17 protein-coding genes, 1 other RNA gene and 1 pseudogene are annotated in these 20,106 nt (G+C 36.7%); 5 read left to right on the plus strand and 14 right to left on the minus strand.

The genetic code is table 11. The features are described 5' to 3' along the window. The first annotated feature begins 57 nt into the window (after window positions 1–57). Window positions 58–405 carry an outer membrane protein assembly factor BamE gene (locus tag Q4493_RS00415; RefSeq protein ID WP_303448531.1) on the plus strand — a complete coding sequence of 116 codons (348 nt, stop codon included), beginning with the start codon at window positions 58–60 and terminating at the stop codon, window positions 403–405. Window positions 406–510: 105 nt separating this feature from the next. On the opposite strand, the gene Q4493_RS00420 is transcribed toward Q4493_RS00415, so the two are convergent. Both Q4493_RS00420 and Q4493_RS00425 read right to left on the minus strand, forming a co-directional pair. Next, window positions 511–882, minus strand: coding sequence for an RnfH family protein (locus tag Q4493_RS00420; protein WP_303448533.1), 372 nt, complete (start codon window positions 880–882; stop codon window positions 511–513). A gap of 7 nt (window positions 883–889) precedes the next feature. Next, entirely contained in the window at window positions 890–1,333 is a 444-nt protein-coding gene (locus Q4493_RS00425; protein ID WP_303448534.1) for a type II toxin-antitoxin system RatA family toxin, read from the minus strand. 142 nt (window positions 1,334–1,475) lie between these two features. Here Q4493_RS00425 and smpB point away from each other — a divergent pair, with 142 nt between their 5' ends. Both smpB and Q4493_RS00435 read left to right on the plus strand, forming a co-directional pair. Next, window positions 1,476–1,964, plus strand: coding sequence for an SsrA-binding protein SmpB (gene smpB, locus Q4493_RS00430; RefSeq protein WP_303448536.1), 489 nt, complete (start codon window positions 1,476–1,478; stop codon window positions 1,962–1,964). A 271-nt stretch (window positions 1,965–2,235) separates the two neighbouring features. Then, on the plus strand, window positions 2,236–3,123 hold the full coding sequence (locus tag Q4493_RS00435; protein WP_303448538.1) for a dienelactone hydrolase family protein: 888 nt from the start codon (window positions 2,236–2,238) through the stop codon (window positions 3,121–3,123). 160 nt (window positions 3,124–3,283) lie between these two features. Here the strand turns inward: Q4493_RS00435 and ssrA are convergent. The 10 genes and pseudogenes from ssrA to Q4493_RS00485 all read right to left on the minus strand — a co-directional run. Then, window positions 3,284–3,634, minus strand: a transfer-messenger RNA (tmRNA) gene (ssrA, locus tag Q4493_RS00440). 150 nt (window positions 3,635–3,784) lie between these two features. Beyond that, window positions 3,785–5,182, minus strand: coding sequence for a polysaccharide lyase family 7 protein (locus Q4493_RS00445; protein ID WP_303448540.1), 1,398 nt, complete (start codon window positions 5,180–5,182; stop codon window positions 3,785–3,787). A 187-nt stretch (window positions 5,183–5,369) separates the two neighbouring features. Continuing rightward, complete coding sequence (locus Q4493_RS00450) at window positions 5,370–6,314, minus strand: polysaccharide lyase family 7 protein (RefSeq protein WP_303448543.1); 945 nt, start codon at window positions 6,312–6,314, stop codon at window positions 5,370–5,372. 124 nt (window positions 6,315–6,438) lie between these two features. Further along, the gene (locus Q4493_RS00455) at window positions 6,439–8,364 is read right to left on the minus strand and encodes a hypothetical protein (protein WP_303448545.1); all 1,926 of its coding nucleotides are present in this window, start codon (window positions 8,362–8,364) and stop codon (window positions 6,439–6,441) included. A gap of 835 nt (window positions 8,365–9,199) precedes the next feature. Then, a complete protein-coding gene (locus tag Q4493_RS00460) occupies window positions 9,200–9,625 on the minus strand; it encodes a DUF3010 family protein (RefSeq protein ID WP_303448547.1) in 426 nt (141 codons plus the stop codon). Between the two features lie 107 nt (window positions 9,626–9,732). Then, the gene (locus Q4493_RS00465) at window positions 9,733–9,972 is read right to left on the minus strand and encodes a hypothetical protein (RefSeq protein WP_303448548.1); all 240 of its coding nucleotides are present in this window, start codon (window positions 9,970–9,972) and stop codon (window positions 9,733–9,735) included. Between the two features lie 89 nt (window positions 9,973–10,061). Further along, on the minus strand, window positions 10,062–11,060 hold the full coding sequence (locus tag Q4493_RS00470) for a Gfo/Idh/MocA family protein (protein ID WP_303448549.1): 999 nt from the start codon (window positions 11,058–11,060) through the stop codon (window positions 10,062–10,064). 92 nt (window positions 11,061–11,152) lie between these two features. Further along, a complete protein-coding gene (locus tag Q4493_RS00475) occupies window positions 11,153–11,836 on the minus strand; it encodes a response regulator (protein WP_303448550.1) in 684 nt (227 codons plus the stop codon). Window positions 11,837–11,906: 70 nt separating this feature from the next. After that, the gene (locus Q4493_RS00480; RefSeq protein ID WP_303448552.1) at window positions 11,907–13,562 is read right to left on the minus strand and encodes an ATP-binding protein; all 1,656 of its coding nucleotides are present in this window, start codon (window positions 13,560–13,562) and stop codon (window positions 11,907–11,909) included. A gap of 153 nt (window positions 13,563–13,715) precedes the next feature. Further along, window positions 13,716–13,895 (minus strand): annotated as a pseudogene (locus Q4493_RS00485) (hypothetical protein); the annotation flags it as partial. A gap of 56 nt (window positions 13,896–13,951) precedes the next feature. Here Q4493_RS00485 and Q4493_RS00490 point away from each other — a divergent pair. After that, entirely contained in the window at window positions 13,952–15,601 is a 1,650-nt protein-coding gene (locus tag Q4493_RS00490) for a cytochrome-c peroxidase (RefSeq protein WP_303448554.1), read from the plus strand. An 83-nt stretch (window positions 15,602–15,684) separates the two neighbouring features. On the opposite strand, the gene Q4493_RS00495 is transcribed toward Q4493_RS00490, so the two are convergent. Continuing rightward, complete coding sequence (locus Q4493_RS00495) at window positions 15,685–16,164, minus strand: GNAT family N-acetyltransferase (RefSeq protein ID WP_303448556.1); 480 nt, start codon at window positions 16,162–16,164, stop codon at window positions 15,685–15,687. A 332-nt stretch (window positions 16,165–16,496) separates the two neighbouring features. On the opposite strand from Q4493_RS00495, the gene Q4493_RS00500 reads away from it, so the two are divergent. Next, complete coding sequence (locus tag Q4493_RS00500) at window positions 16,497–17,969, plus strand: dipeptidase (RefSeq protein WP_303448557.1); 1,473 nt, start codon at window positions 16,497–16,499, stop codon at window positions 17,967–17,969. A 123-nt stretch (window positions 17,970–18,092) separates the two neighbouring features. On the opposite strand, the gene Q4493_RS00505 is transcribed toward Q4493_RS00500, so the two are convergent. After that, the gene (locus Q4493_RS00505; RefSeq protein ID WP_303448558.1) at window positions 18,093–19,892 is read right to left on the minus strand and encodes a DEAD/DEAH box helicase; all 1,800 of its coding nucleotides are present in this window, start codon (window positions 19,890–19,892) and stop codon (window positions 18,093–18,095) included. Between the last annotated feature and the right edge of the window lie 214 nt (window positions 19,893–20,106).

Genomic DNA, 20,106 nt, shown 5'->3' on the forward strand with positions numbered 1-20,106 from the left:
CTGATGGCAGGCTTAGTTATTATCCCCGTTCACAGTTTATAGGATATATACATCATCATGTTGTTTCGAGTTTTAGCTTTAAGTTTAGTTTTATCAATTTCTGCTTGTTCAAGTTGGGTCTTTCGGATTGATATTCCACAAGGTAACTATTTAGAGCAAAAAGATGTCGACAAACTTCAAGTGGGTATGACGAAAGAACAGGTCAAATTTGTGCTCGGTAGCCCAGTAGTATTAGATTCATTTAACCAAGATACTTGGCATTATGTTTATCGTTTTAAATCAGGTAGAAGTGAAAACTTAAATGCGAAAAAACAATTTACGGTAAAATTTGAAGATAATAAATTAGTATCTGCCGAAGGTGATTTTGAGTTGCCTGAGAGTTATCACACACCTATGGTGAATTAATCACCTAATTTTAAAAACAAACTTTCCAACTTTTGAGGAGCTTAAATTAAGCTCCTGTAATGTCGAGATAATGTTAAAACTTAGTCGTAAGATATAGCCAAAAGCTTATTCAGATTTTGAACGTCTAGGATCAACACGGCCGCCGGTTACTTTATCGGCTCTACCTTCTTCTTTAGCTTTTTCCGCACGACGTTTACGCACTTCTTTTGGATCAGCAATTAATGGGCGATAAATTTCAATTCTATCCAAATCTTTAACCGTATCCGTTAGCTTAGCGGTTCGATTCCAAATGCCTACTTTGTTAACCGTTAAATCTATATCCTTAAAACTTAGTAAAATGCCCGATGCAATAATAGCCTGTTCAACCGTAACTCCCTCTTCGACTTCTAAGGTTAATAACGCTTGCTCTGTCGGGATACCATAAACGACTTCAATCTTTATTAATGTTTGTTTTTCATCAGCTTGAGAGCTGTTCATAGTTAAGCTATCCAATTTTTGCTCCATAAACTTCTTTAGCACGTTGTGTAAACGCTTGAACCATATTATTTGCTAAGCTATTAAATACTCGTCCAAAAGCTAAATCAAATACCTTACTCGAAAATTCATAATCTAAGTGTAAACTTATCTTACATGCTTCTTCAGATAATGCTGTTAACTGCCAACTTCCTGTTAAAGTTTTAAATGGACCATCGATTAGCGTCATTTTGACTTCACTGTTTGATATTAGCGTATTTTTAGTGGTAAACCACTTTTTCAATCCGCCTTTGGCCACCAGTAAACCGGCAACCATTTCATGCTGATCCTCAGAGATAATTTTACTATCCCCACAATCAGGAATAAATTGAGGATAAGCAGCAATATCGTTTATTAATTGATACATTTGTTCAACACTAAACATCACTAACGCATTACGACTAATTGACGCCATTTAACCCCCTAAAAATAAAGCGCCATCATAACAAAGCTTATCAAAAAAGGCATTAACCTAAATCAAGTTAGGAAAAATCAAAAATAGTCATTTAATTAGCGATAATTCTCCGTATAATGTCGCCGTTAACGATGGAAAGATAATGGCAAAAAAGAAATTAAATAAATCAAATAGCAATACTATTGCACTCAATAAAAAAGCGCGTCATAACTACACTCTCACTGATAAGTTTGAAGCGGGGTTAAGTCTGCAAGGTTGGGAAATAAAAAGCATTCGTAGCGGAAAAGTAAATATTTCCGATTGTTACGTACATATAAAAAATCGTGAAGCTTATTTGCTTGGCGCTGAAATCATGCCCTTAAACGCCGCATCAAGTCATGTAGTTTGCGACGCTAACCGTGATCGTAAATTATTATTAAACCGCCGAGAGTTAGATAAACTTATTGGCGCAGTAGATCGTGATGGTTATTCATTAATCGCCACTGCTATGTATTGGAAGGCTTGTTGGGTCAAACTCGAGTTTTACTTAGGTAAAGGTAAAAAAGACCACGATAAACGTGCTGATATTAAAGATCGTGAATGGGCTGTCGATAAAGGCCGTTTAATGAAAAATAAAAATTTAGATCGTTAACACGTCTATCTAAACAATTCTGCCAATCCCTTGGACAATTTTTCGGTTAACTAAAGCCTATATAACCCATATAAATTGTCCAATCTTAACTACCTCTCGCTTTCATTAGTATCATAATTATTTGTTTAACTAAATATTCTAACATTTTTTTGTAATCTATAAATTGGACACATAGTCAATTTTCTTGCTGGCTCAAGGTTAAAAATGGTGCTATTTTTAAACCTTAAAAATACCTATGTCATCAATTTAACAAAGACTAAAGGCCACAAATATGAAAGAACAATCGACTCAAATTCCACAAGAAGCATTTGATTGGTATGACGACTATGCACATGGTGGTATGGAACGACGCGACTTTATGAAAAAGTTAGGCACTTTAGTTGCTTTAGGTTACTCAATGACCACACTAACCTCTGCCCTTTTGCCTAATTACGCTTTAGCTGAGCAAGTCTCTTTTAATGATGATGATATTGTTGCCAGTTATCAGGAGTTTGATTCACCTCAAGGGCACGGCAAAGGTCGAGGGTATTTAGTTAAACCAACAACTAAAAAGAATACTTACCCTGTGGTATTAGTAATTCATGAAAATAGAGGCTTAAACCCCTATGTTAAAGATGTTGCCAGACGACTAGCTAAACAAGGTTTTATCGCTTTCGCTCCCGATGCGTTATTCCCCGTTGGTGGATATCCAGGTAACGATGATGAAGGCAGAGCAATGCAACGCGAATTAGATCGAGCTAAGATTCAACATGACTTTGTAGCAGCTGCCAACTTTTTAAAAGCGCAGCCATACAGTAATGGAAAATTAGGTGCTGTCGGATTTTGCTTTGGTGGCTACATGGTAAATTATTTAGCTGCTATCGATAGCAAATTGTTAACTGCAGGCGTGCCTTTTTATGGAACCCCTGCTACGAAAGAACTACGAAAAAATATCAAAGCATCAATGATGATCCAACTTGGTGAACTAGATGAAAGAGTGAATAAATCGTGGCCTGAATACGAGCAAGATCTGAAAAAGCAATCTGTTGACTATCAAATGTATATGTATAAAAACGCAAAGCATGGTTTTCATAATGATTCAACGGCCAGATTCGATAAAGAAAACGCCGAACTTGCTTGGCAACGCACGATTGATTTCTTCAAAAGTAAATTAGCCTAACGTTAATTTTTGACTAACAACAACTCATCAGTAAGAATAATCATGGGTATAAGTTACTCAGTTACTAGTCAGCTAGATATGAGAGTATTGTTTTAGATTTCTCTTTTACTATCAGTATAGCGATAGATAACAGATATTTTAGAAAGGTACTCTAAGTTGCATTTGGACCTGGGGGGAATCGAACCCCCGTCCAGAAAGCCTAGACCTTCGGTACTACATGCTTAGTCGATTATTTATTTAACCAATTAGACGCCAACCGACAGGCTTCGTCATGGTGAGCTTAATACTATTTCGCGGTTCAGCCTTAAGCGTGCTTCCCTCGCTATCCTATTTGGGGTGACCATCAATCCTCTAAACAACAGGACAATTTATGAGGTGATGGCTAGCCTTAAGCGGCTAGTGCGAACGTTTCGTCGTTTGCAATTATAGTTTTGCGGCTTTTTACCAGGCCAACCGCCCCTGGGCATGCACCTCAAGCTTCGTGAATCCTGTCGAATCCTAGATCAAGCCCGTTGCAACGGAGCACATGTCATATATAGTTATATACATGTCAGTGCAGGTCCAAATGCAACCTAGATGTGCAACCATTCTATCACAGTAAATTGAGCCGACAACGGTTATTTAATCTATTTAACGCTATTCGGCTAATTTACGAACAATGTTAACCATCGTAATTTGAATGGCTATTTTCTATTTTATAAAACGTTGCTTGAACATAGTCTTTAGGATCACCCGAATTGTTTTGATTATATACCCCTGCTTTAAAATACATATATTGACCGCCTGCGTCATACCCACTATTGCTCATATCAATCACTTCAGTAATATCTGCTTGACCATCTCTCGTTAACGTGAATGTTAATAAGTTGCCAGCAACTGAAATTTGATAGCCAAACCGTTCATTTAATTCAATACCATTTTCAGGGTTCTCTGCACTTTTTGATCGCGTACCAATTAATTCAAAATACGTATCATCGCCATCTTTTATTTCATGAGCTAAATAAATAGCGCCCTTTGAATTATTAGGTAATTTACGATAATAAACACGAATGGGCTCATCGTCATTTGCATGAATTTGACCTATGATCACTCGTCCTACTTGTGAGCTATCCCCTGTCTCTGTAACATAATTTACTGACAATTCAGCAGTAAGCGTACCATCAACCCCACCTGCCTTTGATTGATCGCTTGCTGGTGCACTAGAGAATACCCAATTATTTTTATTTACCCCTTGCGTGCTGATACTCGTGTTGCCACGCCTTAACATTTCCCTTAACTCTGTACGAGTATATTTGGTATTAGTCGAGGTTTTAGCGCCTTCGATAGGTGATCGAAATACCATGCCGCCCTCTTTATCTAAAAAGAAAAATTCAGCATTAAAATAATCATCGTTGAGCGTAGATTCATAGATACTTTTAGCTTTTGAATTGCTGCTTTCATCCACAGGAATACTTAAATACCAATCGTTTAGTTCTATCGACGAAGTTATATCTTCTCGACAACCAAAAGCTTCAACTTCAACGATATGATTACCATCATTTTTATCACTTCCATTGGCAATAATTTTGATATATTTGGCCGAGCTTTCAGTTAACTCCACATACTCACTACGGGTGGTTGATGGGTTACTTATTGCCGATGTTAAAACCGCTTGCCAGTCTTCTTTATCTTGCGAAGTTGCTATGTCAAAACTATAGCTTCGTTCATCGGTATTCAACCAATTAATTGAAATTCCTTTGACTAATGATGTTTCATCGAGTGTTAAAATTAAATCATGCTGATTATTGTTGGTTGACCAACGATTTGTTTCAATAAATGAGCCATCAATCGCTTTACTTGCTTCAAAACCTTGCATTTGTGATTGTACTGATGCTTGTGTTAATTCAAGTTTATTTAAACTTGAGCAACTAATATTCTCTATTATTACTTCTGGTGTTTCAGGCGTACTTGGTTGCTCTTGAATAGGGGGTTGAACCTCCTTTTCTGATGAAGATGATGAACCACAGCCTTGTAGTAAAAATACTATACTGAATAAGGTAAAATAGTGTCGTAAAAGCACTTAAGCCTCCAACATTGTAAAAACAATGTATGTTTAAAGTTGCTGAATATAAAACCTTTATTCGCTATTAAAAATCCTAATAATTAAAAGGAAGTATTAGCGAGGTTCTGATTACTCTTGATTTGTACTGCTGAATTACTCATCCAGCAATATGTGTTTTTTTTAGAAAAGTTCTAGAGTATAAAACTTATCGTTTTTTGTGATTGTTTTCTAATTGATAAAAGGTAGCCTGTACATAATCAGTTTTATCGCCGGTATTATTTTGATTGTAAACACCTGCTTTAAAATACATATACTGATCACTCTTGTTATAGCCACTTTCACTCATATCAACTTCTTGTACTACATCGGCTTTTCCTGGACGCATTATAGTAACGGTTAATAAATCACCCTCAACATGAATTCGATAACTAAACACTTCGTTAAGAAGCACGCCATCAGGATCATCTTTAGCGTTACTCGCACGTGAACCAATTAAGTCATACCATTGTTCATCACCCGTTAAAGGTTCATGAGCTATATAAATGGCACCATATTTATTTTCAGGCAGTTTGCGATAATATAATCTGACAGGTTCGTCATCTTTCGCATGAATTTGACCTATGATGACACGACCGACTTGTTTCTCATCTCCCGTTGTTGTGACGTGATTAACCGCAAGCGTCGCATCTAATGTGCCATCAACACCGCCAGACTTTTTCCTAACGGATCTTTTGACCGTGCTAAATACCCAATTATTTTTGGTAATACCTTTCGTTTTAACTCTAAGATTACCGGCTCTGAGCATTTCTCGTAATTCAGTTCGAGTATATTTAGTGTTTTTCGAGGTTTTTGGTCCATCAATGGGCGCAGTAAAAACCATTCCGCCATCTGTAGCGGTATAAAATATTGGTGAAATGGTTAATCCTTTTGATAAATAATTTTCTGGAATATTATCAGCGATACCATCTTTATTTGTATCAACAGGTAAACTAATACTCCAATCAGATAAATCAAAGTTTTTAGCAGGTGTTAACGTAGGATCAAGTTTGATCACTTCGTTACGGGTATTTCTAATTTCCTCAGCTTGAATCTGTCCGACAACTGAAATAATTAGCGCTAAGCTCATTAATTTTTTAACTGAAAACAACATTATTTTTTACCTTTGATATATTCAAAATAAAAAATAGCGCTACTAATAGCGCTATTTTAATAAGTTGAGTTAGCCCGATTGTAATACCAAATTAACTCAACTTAATTTTTCAATAGCTGCCTAATTATAGTCTGTCGGCAACAACCGCTTCAGCAGTACTTGAGTTATACGGTGAAGCTGAATTATCCGTATCTAAAGAGTCACCTACTGTGTAACCTTCAAAGTCATCTGAGAATACTTCAGTTGTACCTTCCATATCAGAATAGAGTTTAAAGTCATCAACTAAGAATGCTGCATCAGTTACACCACCATTGTCTCCAATTTTAAAGATCACCGTTGAAACGCCATCAGTCGTTAAATCAGGACCTTCTTGTGTAGCTGAAAGAAATGGACCATACATCACACCATCAATAGATAAAGTTAATGTTGTTACTTCAGTTGTACTTGAAGAATCCCATGTCATTTCAACATCATGCCACTCACCTAAAGTGTAAGTAACTTCGCTTAAAATACCTTCAGCGTTATTACGAATTTCAAACACACCATTTTGAATTCTTAAATCAATCACAGCATTATTTGTACTAGTTGAGCTACCGTATAATCCTATGTAAGCATCTTTACCGTCATCCATTGTTTTGTTAAATGAAACAGTCAGTTTACCTTGCTCTAATGTTGAATCTTTGTAACGTAATTCACCGGCATCATCTGTCATAGTATCTGTGATAGAAGCAAGTTTGAAGTTTGGCTCAGCTGGTTCTTCAGGCTCTTCTTCAACTAAACGCTCAGCTTCAGCGACAACAGCTTCTGCAGTGCTAGAGTTATATGGTGATGCTGAATTATCAGTATCAAGTGAATCACCTACAGCATAACCTTCAAAATCATCAGAGAATACTTCAGTAGTTCCCGCCATATCAGAATAAAGCTTAAAGTCATCAACTAAGAATGATGCGTCAGTTACACCACCATTATCACCTAATTTAAAGATGACTGTTGATACACCATCTGTAGTTAGATCTGGACCTTCCTTCGTTGCTGAAAGAAATGGACCATACATCACACCATCAATAGATAAAGTTAATGTTGTTACTTCAGTTGTACTTGAAGAATCCCATGTCATTTCTACGTCATGCCATTCACCTAAGGTGTAAGTCACTTCACTTAAAATAGCATCTTCATTATTACGTATCTGAAATACACCATTTTGAATTCTTAAATCAATCACCGCATTATTTGTACTAGTTGAGCTACCGTATAATCCTATGTAAGCATCTTTACCGTCATCCATTGTTTTGTTAAATGAAACAGTCAGTTTACCTTGCTCTAATGTTGAATCTTTGTAACGTAATTCACCGGCATCATCTGTCATGCTATCAGTAATTGATGCTACTTTAGTGATCTCTACTGCAGGTGGAACAATCACTTCATCAGTAACAGGGCCAACGCCTTCAGACGTTGCCATTTCATCAAACCCGTCATTATCAGTATAAACTACTGAAACTGTGATAATCGAACCTAGCTCAGCCGCAGTTAAGGTATAAGTTGAAGCATTTGAATCAGCAATATCTGAACCATCAACCATCCAAGTGTAAGCGATTGGCGTTGCACCTGAACCATTTGGATCGGTAACCGTTGCTGTAAGCACGCCATCAACAACTGCATCACCAGAAATAGCAACAGTACCTTCAGTGTTCACAGCTGGAAACTCTACCGTGCTTGAAGGGTTAGATTTAGCAATTTCATCATAGCCATCGTCATCTGTATATGAAGCAGAAACCGTGATTTTCGTAGCAGCATCTGCATCTACAAGCGTATATGAGCTTGAAGTTGCACCCGAAATTACCACATCGTTAGCCATCCAAGAATAAGTTACCGCAGCAGCGTCATAACCATTAGTGTCAACCAAATTTGCTGACAATGCTGAACCCACTATCGTGTCACCAGAAATACTTATTGAGCCAATTGAGTTACCTTCTTTATTGCCTTCAAAGTCATTATCACATGCACTTAATGCCAAAAGAATTGGCAAACTCATTAATAATTTCGTTTTCACAATCATTATTCCCCTAATAAATTATTGTATGAACCATTTAAGTACTAAAAAAGAAAACTAATTTTGTTATTTATATTTCTTCAGTACTAAATACTATATACGATACTCTCAACAGCTTACCAATTTGTCAACCAAAGTTTTAAAAATAACTGGATAAAAATAAGTAATCGGTAAACCAAAACGGTTAACAATGGCAACTTACTATTATTATTTCGCAAGTTATATTTATAGTAGGGCGTGTTGATCTTTCGCGATGATTTTTGCAACTGTTTGTTTGGTATTTATACAAAGCATTGCGAATGTTATGTGGTTATTCCACCTCAATGAGCAAAAATGCAGTAGAAATGACAAACAAACGTTGCCCGAAGGGTTCAATTAAAAGCCATTTTTTATTCGTTGCTCGCTATTTACATGGAACAACCATGCTACTTAACTCACGCCTTGAATAAATGACTTTTATTTTGAACAAAATTTAACCTCGAAAGGTCAACACGCCCTAATAAAGAGAATTGAATTGATAAAGTTAGCTAAGTTAAATTTTATTTAGCTTATTATCTCAAACAAGAGTTATATGCTTTCTTTGTACTTTATTTAGCTAGAAAATCGTGGTTATAGGTATGTAAAGCAATACCTTAATTGTTTTTTATCATGATCAAAGGGGGAAGTTAAGAAGAAAAATATTTGGTAAGCTCACACTTAGTTTACTATTAGCCAAAACAACAAACTTACCAATACCCTTAATATTGGTAACCACTAGAAATGTTTTTTTAACGACATATTAAAGGATGATAAAAACACTTCGCATGAGAAATGTTTTTATCATTAAGACTGGAGTTTACTGGTTTTCCAAGTATGAAAAAACCGTTTGAAAGGCTGTCTCTTGAAGATTTTTTAATCCTGTATCTCTAAAATCAATATTCACTTGTGACTTTGCTAAGGTATTTTTGACATAACTTGCCGACAATATTTCAACCGGTAAATTATTGATTAATTGAATAGCAGCTTCTAATTTAAAACCAACTGGGCCACCAGAAAACTTGCCTTTTAAAGCTCTACCTTTGATAACAACTTTATCAATTTTGTAATCTTCAATTAATTTTGCAAAAGCAAATTGAAAATCTCGTAAATGATCAGCGTCACCAGCATCTTTTATTGATATTTTAGGCACTCTAATGTGTGGAATATCATATAAACCATTAGCTTTTGACATCACACAAATAATGGCATCACTACCCTTTAACTCTACACCACAAACTTTCATAATTTTCCTCACGTATAAACTCGCGTTATTATAAGTGAGATTACCAAGGTCTGCTGCTTTTTATTAAAATATTTAGGAAATAATTACCGCCTGATATATAAAACGGTTTAGTTTTCTTTTTTCAATTTTATGATTAAATCAATATGAGGAATTAACTCTTCTATTTCTCTGATATGATCACGTAACGACTTCCACTGACCTAACTCTAACTTTCCTGAGTCTAAAATAGCTCGTTTTAATTCACTCACTAATGAATTTTCATCTTGCTGGCCAATAAATTCATTTATTCGCAGTAAATCATCCAGATCAGATTGTGAAAGGATTTTTAATTCTTTTTCAGCTGCCACAATAAATACCTCACAGTTTATTCAAAATAACTTATCTGTTTCAACGAAATAAATAAGGATACTGTTGAGTATAGCTTACACTTTACAATTTACACATTATCATTAGGATAAACAATTGATTGCTGAGCTCTCACTTGCTCTAGTACCTTTAATACATTTAACGATAATTGCCATGTATTAATGGGCGACTCTATACGTTTTTCAGAAATTAAATCTAAAAAATGCTGACATTCATACACCATTTTATTGCTATGCTGCTCAACTGAAAGAATCCGTTCTTCACCATCGTTAAGCACGAGCTTTACTTGATTGAACTCGGATGAGTGCTGCCAAACAAGTCTTCCTTTTTCTCCTTGCAATTCACCTATATTTTCACCCGAACTCACTTTTGAATGGCTTATTATCGCCTGAACTTGTGACGATTTTTCATAACTTAATAACACATCTCCGCAACCATCTACACCAGAAGGTAATTTAGTGCATTGACTTTGGATATTGTCTGGCATGCCAAATAGTGAAACGGCAGCATAAAGTGGGTAAATACCAATATCAACCAATGAACCGTTCGCGAACGTTAAATTAAAGGTATTAGGGTTTTCACCATTTAAATATGCTGGATAGCGTGATGAATATTGGCAAAAACTAGCAGTAAACTTTCTTAAATGACCAATTTTATCGAGAGAGTTTTTAATAATTAAAAAATTAGGAACAAATGAACTTAACATGGCTTCCATTAAGCAAACATGATTTTCTTTAGCCGTTGTTACCATCATCTGAAACTCATTGCTATTAACTGCAATAGGCTTTTCACATAAAACATGCTTACCTGCTTCCATCATTTTTATCGCTTGTTTTGCATGTAAACTATTTGGAGAAGCGATATAAACAGCATCAATGTCTGCACAAGAAGCTAATTGGGATAAATCATCAAAAAAGGTATGAGCATTATGTTCTTTAGCAAATAATTGTGCGGTATCAATATTGCGAGAATACACCGCGTGTAAATGAAATCGCTCGTCATGTTTAGCCGCAGCTAAAAACATTTTCGTTATTTTACTGGTACCGATAACCGCAAACTTTATCTTCACATCATTGCCTATTTAATTTTTTATATGGTTTATTTATTGATAGTAAGTGACTTTTTCATTCTCTCTTTATTCACTCTTCATTCGATTTTCATTCACTGTTCATTAGGCAAAAACCGATACCCCACGCCATAAACTGAATGAATTAACTCTTCGCTGGGACTTAATTGATGGATTTTTTTTCTTAATTTTTTAATATGGCTATCAATTGTTCTATCACTGACAATGCGGTTATCTTCGTACATATTTTGCATTAATTGTTCACGAGAAAATACTCGGCCAGGCTCAGCGCACATTGGTTTGAGTAACTGAAATTCAACCGCAGTTAAATCTAAACTGTTACCTTGATAATTAACTTGATAGCGGCTTTCATCTAATTCCAACGTTGAACTAGATTTTAAAGGGTGTTGACTAAATTGTGTTCTTCGCAGTACTGCTTTCACCCGTGCCACAACTTCTCTTGGACTAAATGGCTTACAAATATAATCATCTGCACCAAGCTCTAGGCCTAATAGTCGATCTATTTCTTCAACTTTCGCGGTGATCATTAAAATAGGCACTTGGGTAAACTGACGTAACTCACGACAAATTTGCATACCATCTTTATTGGGTAGCATTAAATCAAGTAATATTGCCGCTGGATTATTTTTCTTTACCCATTCAATGACATCATTACCGTCATGAATGCAATGAGAGGTAAACTGTTCAAGAGAAAAGTAATCTACCAATAAGTTAGCCAACTTCACTTCGTCTTCAACAATCAAAATTTGATTTGACATAACACCTTCGAATTCATAGCTTTCTGACATATCTACTGTATAAAAATAAAGGGAAAAATAACAATAATCTTTATTGTAGTGGTAAACATATATGAATAGCTAAACCACCTAAATGAGATTTTTCTGCGTATATTTCACCCTGATGAGCCTGCACAATATGCGCGCAAATAGATAAACCTAAACCACTCCCGCCGGTTGCTCTATTACGAGAGCCTTCTACCCGGTACAAATGTTCAAACAATAAGGCCAAATGTTTATCTTCAACACCAACACCATCATCTTCTACGATAATTTTAATTTTTTTATCTAGATGGTAAATTTGTAATGATAGCCGAACTATCGTGCCTGACTCGGCATATTTAATACAGTTATTGATTAGGTTTTCCAATAACTGACATAAACGAGTTTGATCGGCAAAGATCATTGCTTTGTCATGAGGGATCTCTTTTTCTAATGTAAAACCTTTTTGAGCAAGATAACTGCCTAGTTTTTCTACTTGTTGGTCGAGGAAAACAACCACGTCGATAGTTTGCTTCCTGTAGCTCATCCCACCAATATCAGCACTCGTTAATGCGTGTAAGTCACTAATTAATCTTTGTAAATGAGTAACTTCCTGATGGGCTGAGTGTACATGCTCTAACGATAACTCTCTTACGCCGTCAATAACCGCTTCAAGCTCACCTTTTAATATAGCAACTGGCGTTCTAAGTTCATGTGAAATATTAGCTAACCAACGTTTTCTCGCACTTTCATTCTCCATTAAGGTTTTGGCAAGTTCATTAAAATCTCTCGATAACTGAGAAAACTCATCTTTTCGCTCAATAGATATGTGTGATTTATACTGACCTTGAGTCAGTTGACGCATTCCTTTAGTAAAAGTACGTATTGGCGATATTATATGCCGCGCGAACGGGTAAGTGATCATCATCACCAACAGCATAACCGCAGCAGAAATATACCAAAGATAGTTTTTTTGTTGCTCAACAAAGTCAAACTCATAACCCTGCGCTAACCGGTTTCTTTTTGATATAGCCATAAAACCAATCACTTGCTGATTAATCTTTAACGGCGTATAGCTATATTCCCGCTCTTTTGGAAAATAACCAACCACATAATTTTTATTCGCATCTAATAGGGCATAACTTACCGCATGCTTTCTAACCGGTGCTCGAAGATTATCTGTTTGAACATTATTACTCATAGGATGAGGAATTCCCTCAGCTTTACCCATAGGCTTTTTCGGAGGTTGACCGCTTCTAGGATGCGCTTGTCCATTGTAGGGTCTATGTTGAGGATGTCCTTGTCTACGGGCTTGTTTTTGCTCTTGTGGTGGTATTTTACTTTCTTTTCTATGGTCACTTTCACCATAAACTGACCGTCTTTCAAAGCGCTTTTTTTCGTGAAAGCGTGGAGCTTGTCCTAACTCAGAACGAAAGCGAGGCATTCCTGCTGAGTGTGGTGGCAGTGCAAAGTCACTATTTAATAATGCTTCTCTGAGCATAAAATCAAAATCACGATCAGCCCCTCTTAAACTTTCCCAACTACTATTTTGTTGATAAATAATGGCGAGTTGCTGCATAAAAGGACGAAGTTCACTAATTTCTCGCTGATTGACATACTCAATCATGCCTTTATCAAGACTCCACTTCATCAAGCTCACTAAAGACACCACTAGAACTGTGGCAAATACAATCAAAACACTGAATAATTTATTTTGTATTCTCATTAATAACCTTGATTGTTCCTTTTACATTTTATTTTTAAAAAGTGTAACTGACTTGTTTTCTTAGATTTTTATCATTTAATCTTTACTAAGATTACTATTTCATCACACGATTACCTAGTGGTAATTCTCGCTTCCTTAAAATTTGCCCTTTATTTACACATTTGCTGCACATTTGACGAGTAAATTAGGGGCTGTTGATCTTTCGAGATTGTTTTTTCCGCATTTTGTTGGGTATTTAAACAAGGCAGAGCCTTTGTAATAGGGTTGTTCCACATAAAAAGGCGATTACGCCGTAAAAATAACCAACAAACGCTGTCCGAAGGATTCGGCTAAAGATCAACAGCCCCTAAATGATGACGAAATAATATTAGCGATAAGTGAGTAATCATATGAACATAAAATCAGTAACAAACGTTATTCTATTAAGCGGTATACTCATTAATCAAGGTTTTGCGCAAGAAGGCCCAAGACGTCCTCCTCCACAGCAGCCCCCCGGTCAACCTCAACCACAACCGCCTGGCCAACCACAGCCTCCGAGCCGAACTGAACCTACTAATGAAAATATTGATGAGCAATTACAAAATATTATTAGTCAACAAAATATTCTCCCCATTGAGCTTAGCAATATTGATGTTCTTCCCGTGTCAGATCAAAAAGTACAATTGGGAAAAAAATTATTTTTCAGTAAAAACTTAGGTGGGGAACAAAGTGCCGCATGCGTAAGTTGCCATCATCCTATGCTAGGTGGCGGTGATGAACTATCTCTTTCTGTTGGCGTTGATGCTGTTGATGAGTTAGATAATCAAGCACATGACTTACTTGGTCATGGCCGATTTAATGAAAATAATAATCACCCTGTCGTTCCGCGAAACGCCCCTTCACTTTTTAACATTGCGCTATATAACCAAGGGCTATTCTGGGACAGTCGCGTAGAAAGAACACGAAACGGCGCCATACTCACGCCTGATTCAACCATTGATCAGCAAGGCAGAAGACGTCCAGATCAAAATATTCCACCAGGTGCCACATTAGTGAATGCTCAAGCAAGATTCCCAGTCACTTCAGGCGAGGAAATGCGTGGCAGTTTTGCAGCATCATCCAATAATCAAACGTTACGCTCAGCACTTGTTGCTCGGTTAAATAATGACATTGGTAACATATCAACAACGTGGCCAAGTGAATTTTCACAAGTATATGGCGATCAAGAAGTAACCATAAACCGCGTGTTTGATGCAATAGGAGAATATGAACGCTCAATGCTATTTGTAAATAATCCATGGCAGTCCTATTTATCAGGAAATACTCAAGCGATTACTGACAGCCAAAAACAAGGCGCAATATTATTCTTTACGCCTAGTCAACAAGGAGGCGCCGGTTGTGTCGCTTGCCATAATGGCAATAACTTTTCAAATTCTCGTCATCACTTAGTCGCATTTCCTCAAATAGGAGTCGGTAAAGGAAACCCTAGTACCACAGAGACAAGTCAGGATTTTGGTCGTGAAAATATCACGGGAAACAGTAATGATAGGTATCATTTTAGAACACCAAGTTTGCTAAATGTGGCCGTTACTGCACCTTATGGCCATACCGGCGCCTATCAAACTCTCGAAGAAGTGGTTGAACATTATAATAACCCTAGACGTGCAATAGAGCGGTTGTTTGCAGCAAGAGACAATCAAGCTCCTATCAATAATAATTCACCTTTTTGCCGTTTACCTCAAATTGAACAATTAATGGTAAAACATAATGTTAATTGTGAAGATGTATTTTCAGATTCGTTCGCCAATTCAATTGAAATAGCAAATTACTTACAAGCCGCTCGAAATAACAATATAATCGCTTCAGCACCTTTACGTGCAAGGCCTAACTTATCGCCATTTCAAGTAAGTTTAGTGGTTGATTTTCTGCATACTTTAACGGATCCATGCGTTGAAAGTAGAGAATGTTTAAATCCTTGGCTTCTCGATGATAATGATTTAGCTACTTTTCCTGACTCTCAAGCATTACCAGCAAAGGATAAATTTGGCAATGTGCTTTAACAACTAACCTAAAGGTCGGGAATTCTTTCATCCATCAAAAAAAGAGCTTATTTATTAAGCTCTTTTTTCGTTTTAACTAGCCGTTATTTGGCAAAGTCTAGTAACGTTTTTCCAGACATTCTATAGCCTAGCCATTCATGTTGTGGTTCAGCACCCAGTGATTCATAGAATTCACGAGAAGGAGTATTCCAATCTAAACAACTCCATTCAAAACGACCACAACCTTCATTTAAGGCAATTTTCGCTAGTTTTTTTAGTAATGCAACCCCTGCCCCTTGGCCGCGATATTCTGGAGAAACGTATAAATCTTCTAAATAAAGACCTGGTTTTGCTAACCAAGTAGAGTAGTTGTAAAAATACACTGAAAACCCGATGGCTTTGCCATCAAGTTCACAAATTAAACCATGTACACCACCCTTTTCACCAAACATACTTGATTTGATTGTTTCTTCTGTCGCAAGCACTTCATGTTCCGCTTTTTCATAAATAGCAAGTTCACGAATAAAGTATAAGATGGTTGCTGCATCATCAATCGTTGCAGTTCTAATATTTAGGTTTGACATATATTGCTCGTTTAAGTGTGTTGTTTATATAAATGTGACGATAATAGCGTATTTCAAATACTGACGTTTTTTCACTTATTGCTATTATCAAATTCTGTTTAAAGCTTTATCTAACTGTATAGGTTTATTTTTTTATTTATTGTAGCTGTTTTTACCTTGAACCAGTTAATATATTAGAGGTCTACGTTATCAGTTTATATTTGAGATCAACCATTACTATCAAATATTGTACGTTAACTGATTTGTTACTTTATTAATATCTGAAAGGAAATCTTGTGTTAAAAAACTTGAAAAATTCATCCTTGCTATCACACGCTTTATTGGGAATAACTTTGCTGATATTCACTAATAATACTATGGCAGACACAGTGAGTGACCTAGCAAAAAATACTGCACAATACGCAGTAGAAACCTACAAAAAAGACATGATTGACAGCCTCAGCCAACTGGTAAAGCACAATACAGTTGCTGTTGAAGGAGTAAAATCTACTGATAACCCAGAACATATTGCCTTTAAAGCAACATTAAAAGATCAAGCTAAGCACTTAGGCTTAGATTATCACGATGACGGTTATGTGGTGATAATCGGTTTAGGTGACAGCGAAGATAGGGTTGGCATTATCACTCATGGTGATATTCAACCTGTTAATCCTGCCAAATGGGCTAAGTCACCTTTTGAATTAGATAGTACCACTGAGCCTGGCAAGTTAATCGCTCGTGGCAGTGAAGACGATAAAGGGCCAATTTCTACTGTACTTTACGCCATGAAAGCAATTAAAGACAAAAACATTAAATTATCTAAACGATTAGAACTTTATATTTATATGGCAGAAGAATCTGACTGGGGACCATTACAAGCGTATGTTAAAGAGAACCAGTTACCAGAAATCAATATTACCACAGATGCCGAATACCCTGTTGTTACCGCAGAAAAAGGCTACGGTACGTTGAAAATAGCATTTAACAAACAAAATAAAGCTAACAGCTTAGACCCATATATTAGTCATTTTGAAGGTGGATATTTTGGCAGCCAAATACCTGAAGACGCTAAAGCGATTATCGAAAATGCCGACATATCTTTACTGCAAAAATTAATGAATAAAGTACAATTTTATCAAGGAGTCTCATTTGATCTGACGTTAAAAGACAATCAATTGATCATTACTGCTTTAGGAAAATCGGCACATTCTTCTAAACCTCAAGAAGGTGTGAACGCTATCCCTTATTTAGCGGATTTATTGTCGAATACGCGTTGGCCAAACAATGGTGCCGGAACTTTAGTTAATTTTATTAACGACAATATTGGCTTAGGCCTAGAAGGAAAAAAATTCGGCAGTATCGCTTACGCTGATGACTTTATGGGACCGATGACAGTGTCACCAACAGTAATCAAACAAAATAAAAACAATGTCGAATTAAATATCAATATCAGACGACCAAAAGGTAAGAGTGCACAGCAATTGCGAAATGAAATTAATCATGCCATTGCCAGCTGGAAGTTAAAGAATATGGCAGATATAACTGAATTAGATCATTATATCGGCGACCCCTTTGTACAAGATAAGGCACCACAAACTGAGACATTGTTAGCCGTTTTTTCTCATTTCACGGGTATAGACGATGCTAAGCCAATTTCAATTGGCGGCGGTACAAACTCTCGTTTATTTCCTAATGCGGTTTCTTTTGGTCCGTCTATGCCTGGCGCTGAATATACAGGGCACTCTGAGCATGAGTTTATAACGGTAGAACAATTTGTGCTTAATTTAAAAATGTATACCGCGGTATTGGTTGAATTAGCAAAATAAGTTTATTTGATTATTTATCTAACTCATTAATTACACTAATAAAAAAACAAAATCAACAAACAAAAAAGGCGAGTCAGATGACTCGCCTTTCCTTTAAATATTACTGCTTATCAGTATTAATACTTAGTTTGCGCGTCTTGGACGCTCAGTTCTATTTGAACGACGAGGACGGTCTTTAACCAAAGCCGCATCTGAAACTGAAATTTCTAATGCTTGACGTCTAATGCGAACATTCTTTAATTGTTTAAATGACTTATCAGGCATACCTTTTGGTAATTGCACAAAAGTATGACGTTCATGTAAATTAATTTGGCCAATGTAACTGCTATCAAGTGAAATTTCATTAGCAATAGCACCAACAATATCACCAGGTTTAGCGCCATGCTCTTTACCAACTTCTAAACGGTAAGTTTGCCAATCTACATCGTTACGTACTTCTTTTGCTTTACGAGGAGCACGTTCAGCACCATTATCACGACCACCGCGGTTATCTCTACCACGACCTTCGCCACGAGCATCACGACGAGAGTCATTTCGACCACGTCCATCTCTATCATTGCGATTTTCTGAACGCGCATCACGACGAGGTTTAGGATCTTCTTTCGGCTGTAAAGGTTGCTTTAATTGTTTTTGGAACAATAAAGCTGCCGCTAAATCTGTCATAGAAAGTTCAGACTCTGCAGCCATACCTTCAATAATTTCGCGCATTGCTGATAAATCTTTTTCAGCAATTATTTCAGCTATTTCAGTGCGTGTTCTTTCGATACGTTTTTTACCAATTTCTTGAATATTTGGTAAGTCGTAAGGTTTCACTACCCCTGAAGTTAAACGTTCGTAATGACGTAATGAATACATTTCACGCGGACGAACAAAAGAGATTGATGTCCCTTCACGACCCGCACGACCCGTACGACCAATACGATGAACATATGATTCATTATCGCTCGGTAAATCATAGTTAATAACTAAAGAAATACGAGGAATATCTAAACCACGTGCCACTACATCAGTAGCAACTAGAATAGAAGAGCCACCTGATTTTAATTGGTCAATCGTACGTTCACGCTGTTGTTGGTTCATATCACCATTAAGCGCTAAAGCCGGATAACCTGCACGCTCTAATTTTTCAGCCACATCAACTGTATCGTTACGGGTACGTACAAAAATAATCATCGCATCGTATTCAACGATTTCAGCAATACGTGTTAAGGCTGTAATTTTTTGAATGCCGCTAACTTTCCACGCATATTGTGTAATGTTAGCTTTTTCTTTCTTAACCGCGGCAATTTTTACATGTACCGGATCTTTTAAGAATCGATTAGCAATTTTACGAATACCAGCTGGCATTGTTGCTGAAAATAAACACATTTGTGTAGATTCAGGCACATGATCTAATGTCCAAGTAATGTCTTCTAAAAAGCCCATGTTTAACATTTCATCAGCTTCATCAAGCACACAAACTTTTAACTGGTCTAATTTAAGACTCTTACGACGTAAGTGATCCATTAAACGGCCAGGTGTGCCAACAACTACTTGTGCACCACGCTCTAATTGCTGAAATTGTGGGCCATAAGATTGACCACCATATAAAGTAGCAACCTTAAGTCCATTAATATTTTTCGCGAATGACTCAATTGCTTCTGCAACTTGCATGGCTAATTCACGTGTTGGTGCTAACACCATCAATTGTGGTTTTCTAATTGAAGTATCTATTTTAGCTAAGGCAGGTAAGCCAAAAGCCGCCGTTTTACCGGTACCAGTTTGCGCCTCACCTAAGACATCATAACCTTCTAATAAAGGTGGAATTGTCTTTGATTGAATGGGTGTTGCATTATCAAAACCAAGTGTTTTAAGGGCAGATAATAGATTTTCAGGCAAACCAAGGGCATCAAAGCCTACAGAGGCATTGTCAATATTTAACATAAATTTTGTCTTCTCAATGGCAGGTATAGCTGTAAACTAACAACCCCTGCGTTCAATAACGAGGAAACCACCGGAAGACTCAAGGCACATTCTAAAGCTTAGTTAGGAAACTAGCTGGGCAAGTCTATTGGGATAACCCCACACTATAATAAATATATCAGGTACATCCAACGACCTGATATCGAGGCGCGCATTATACAGATGTTTAAAATAG

The organism is Colwellia sp. 1_MG-2023 (assembly GCF_030546755.1).
GTDB lineage: Bacteria > Pseudomonadota > Gammaproteobacteria > Enterobacterales > Alteromonadaceae > Thalassotalea_H.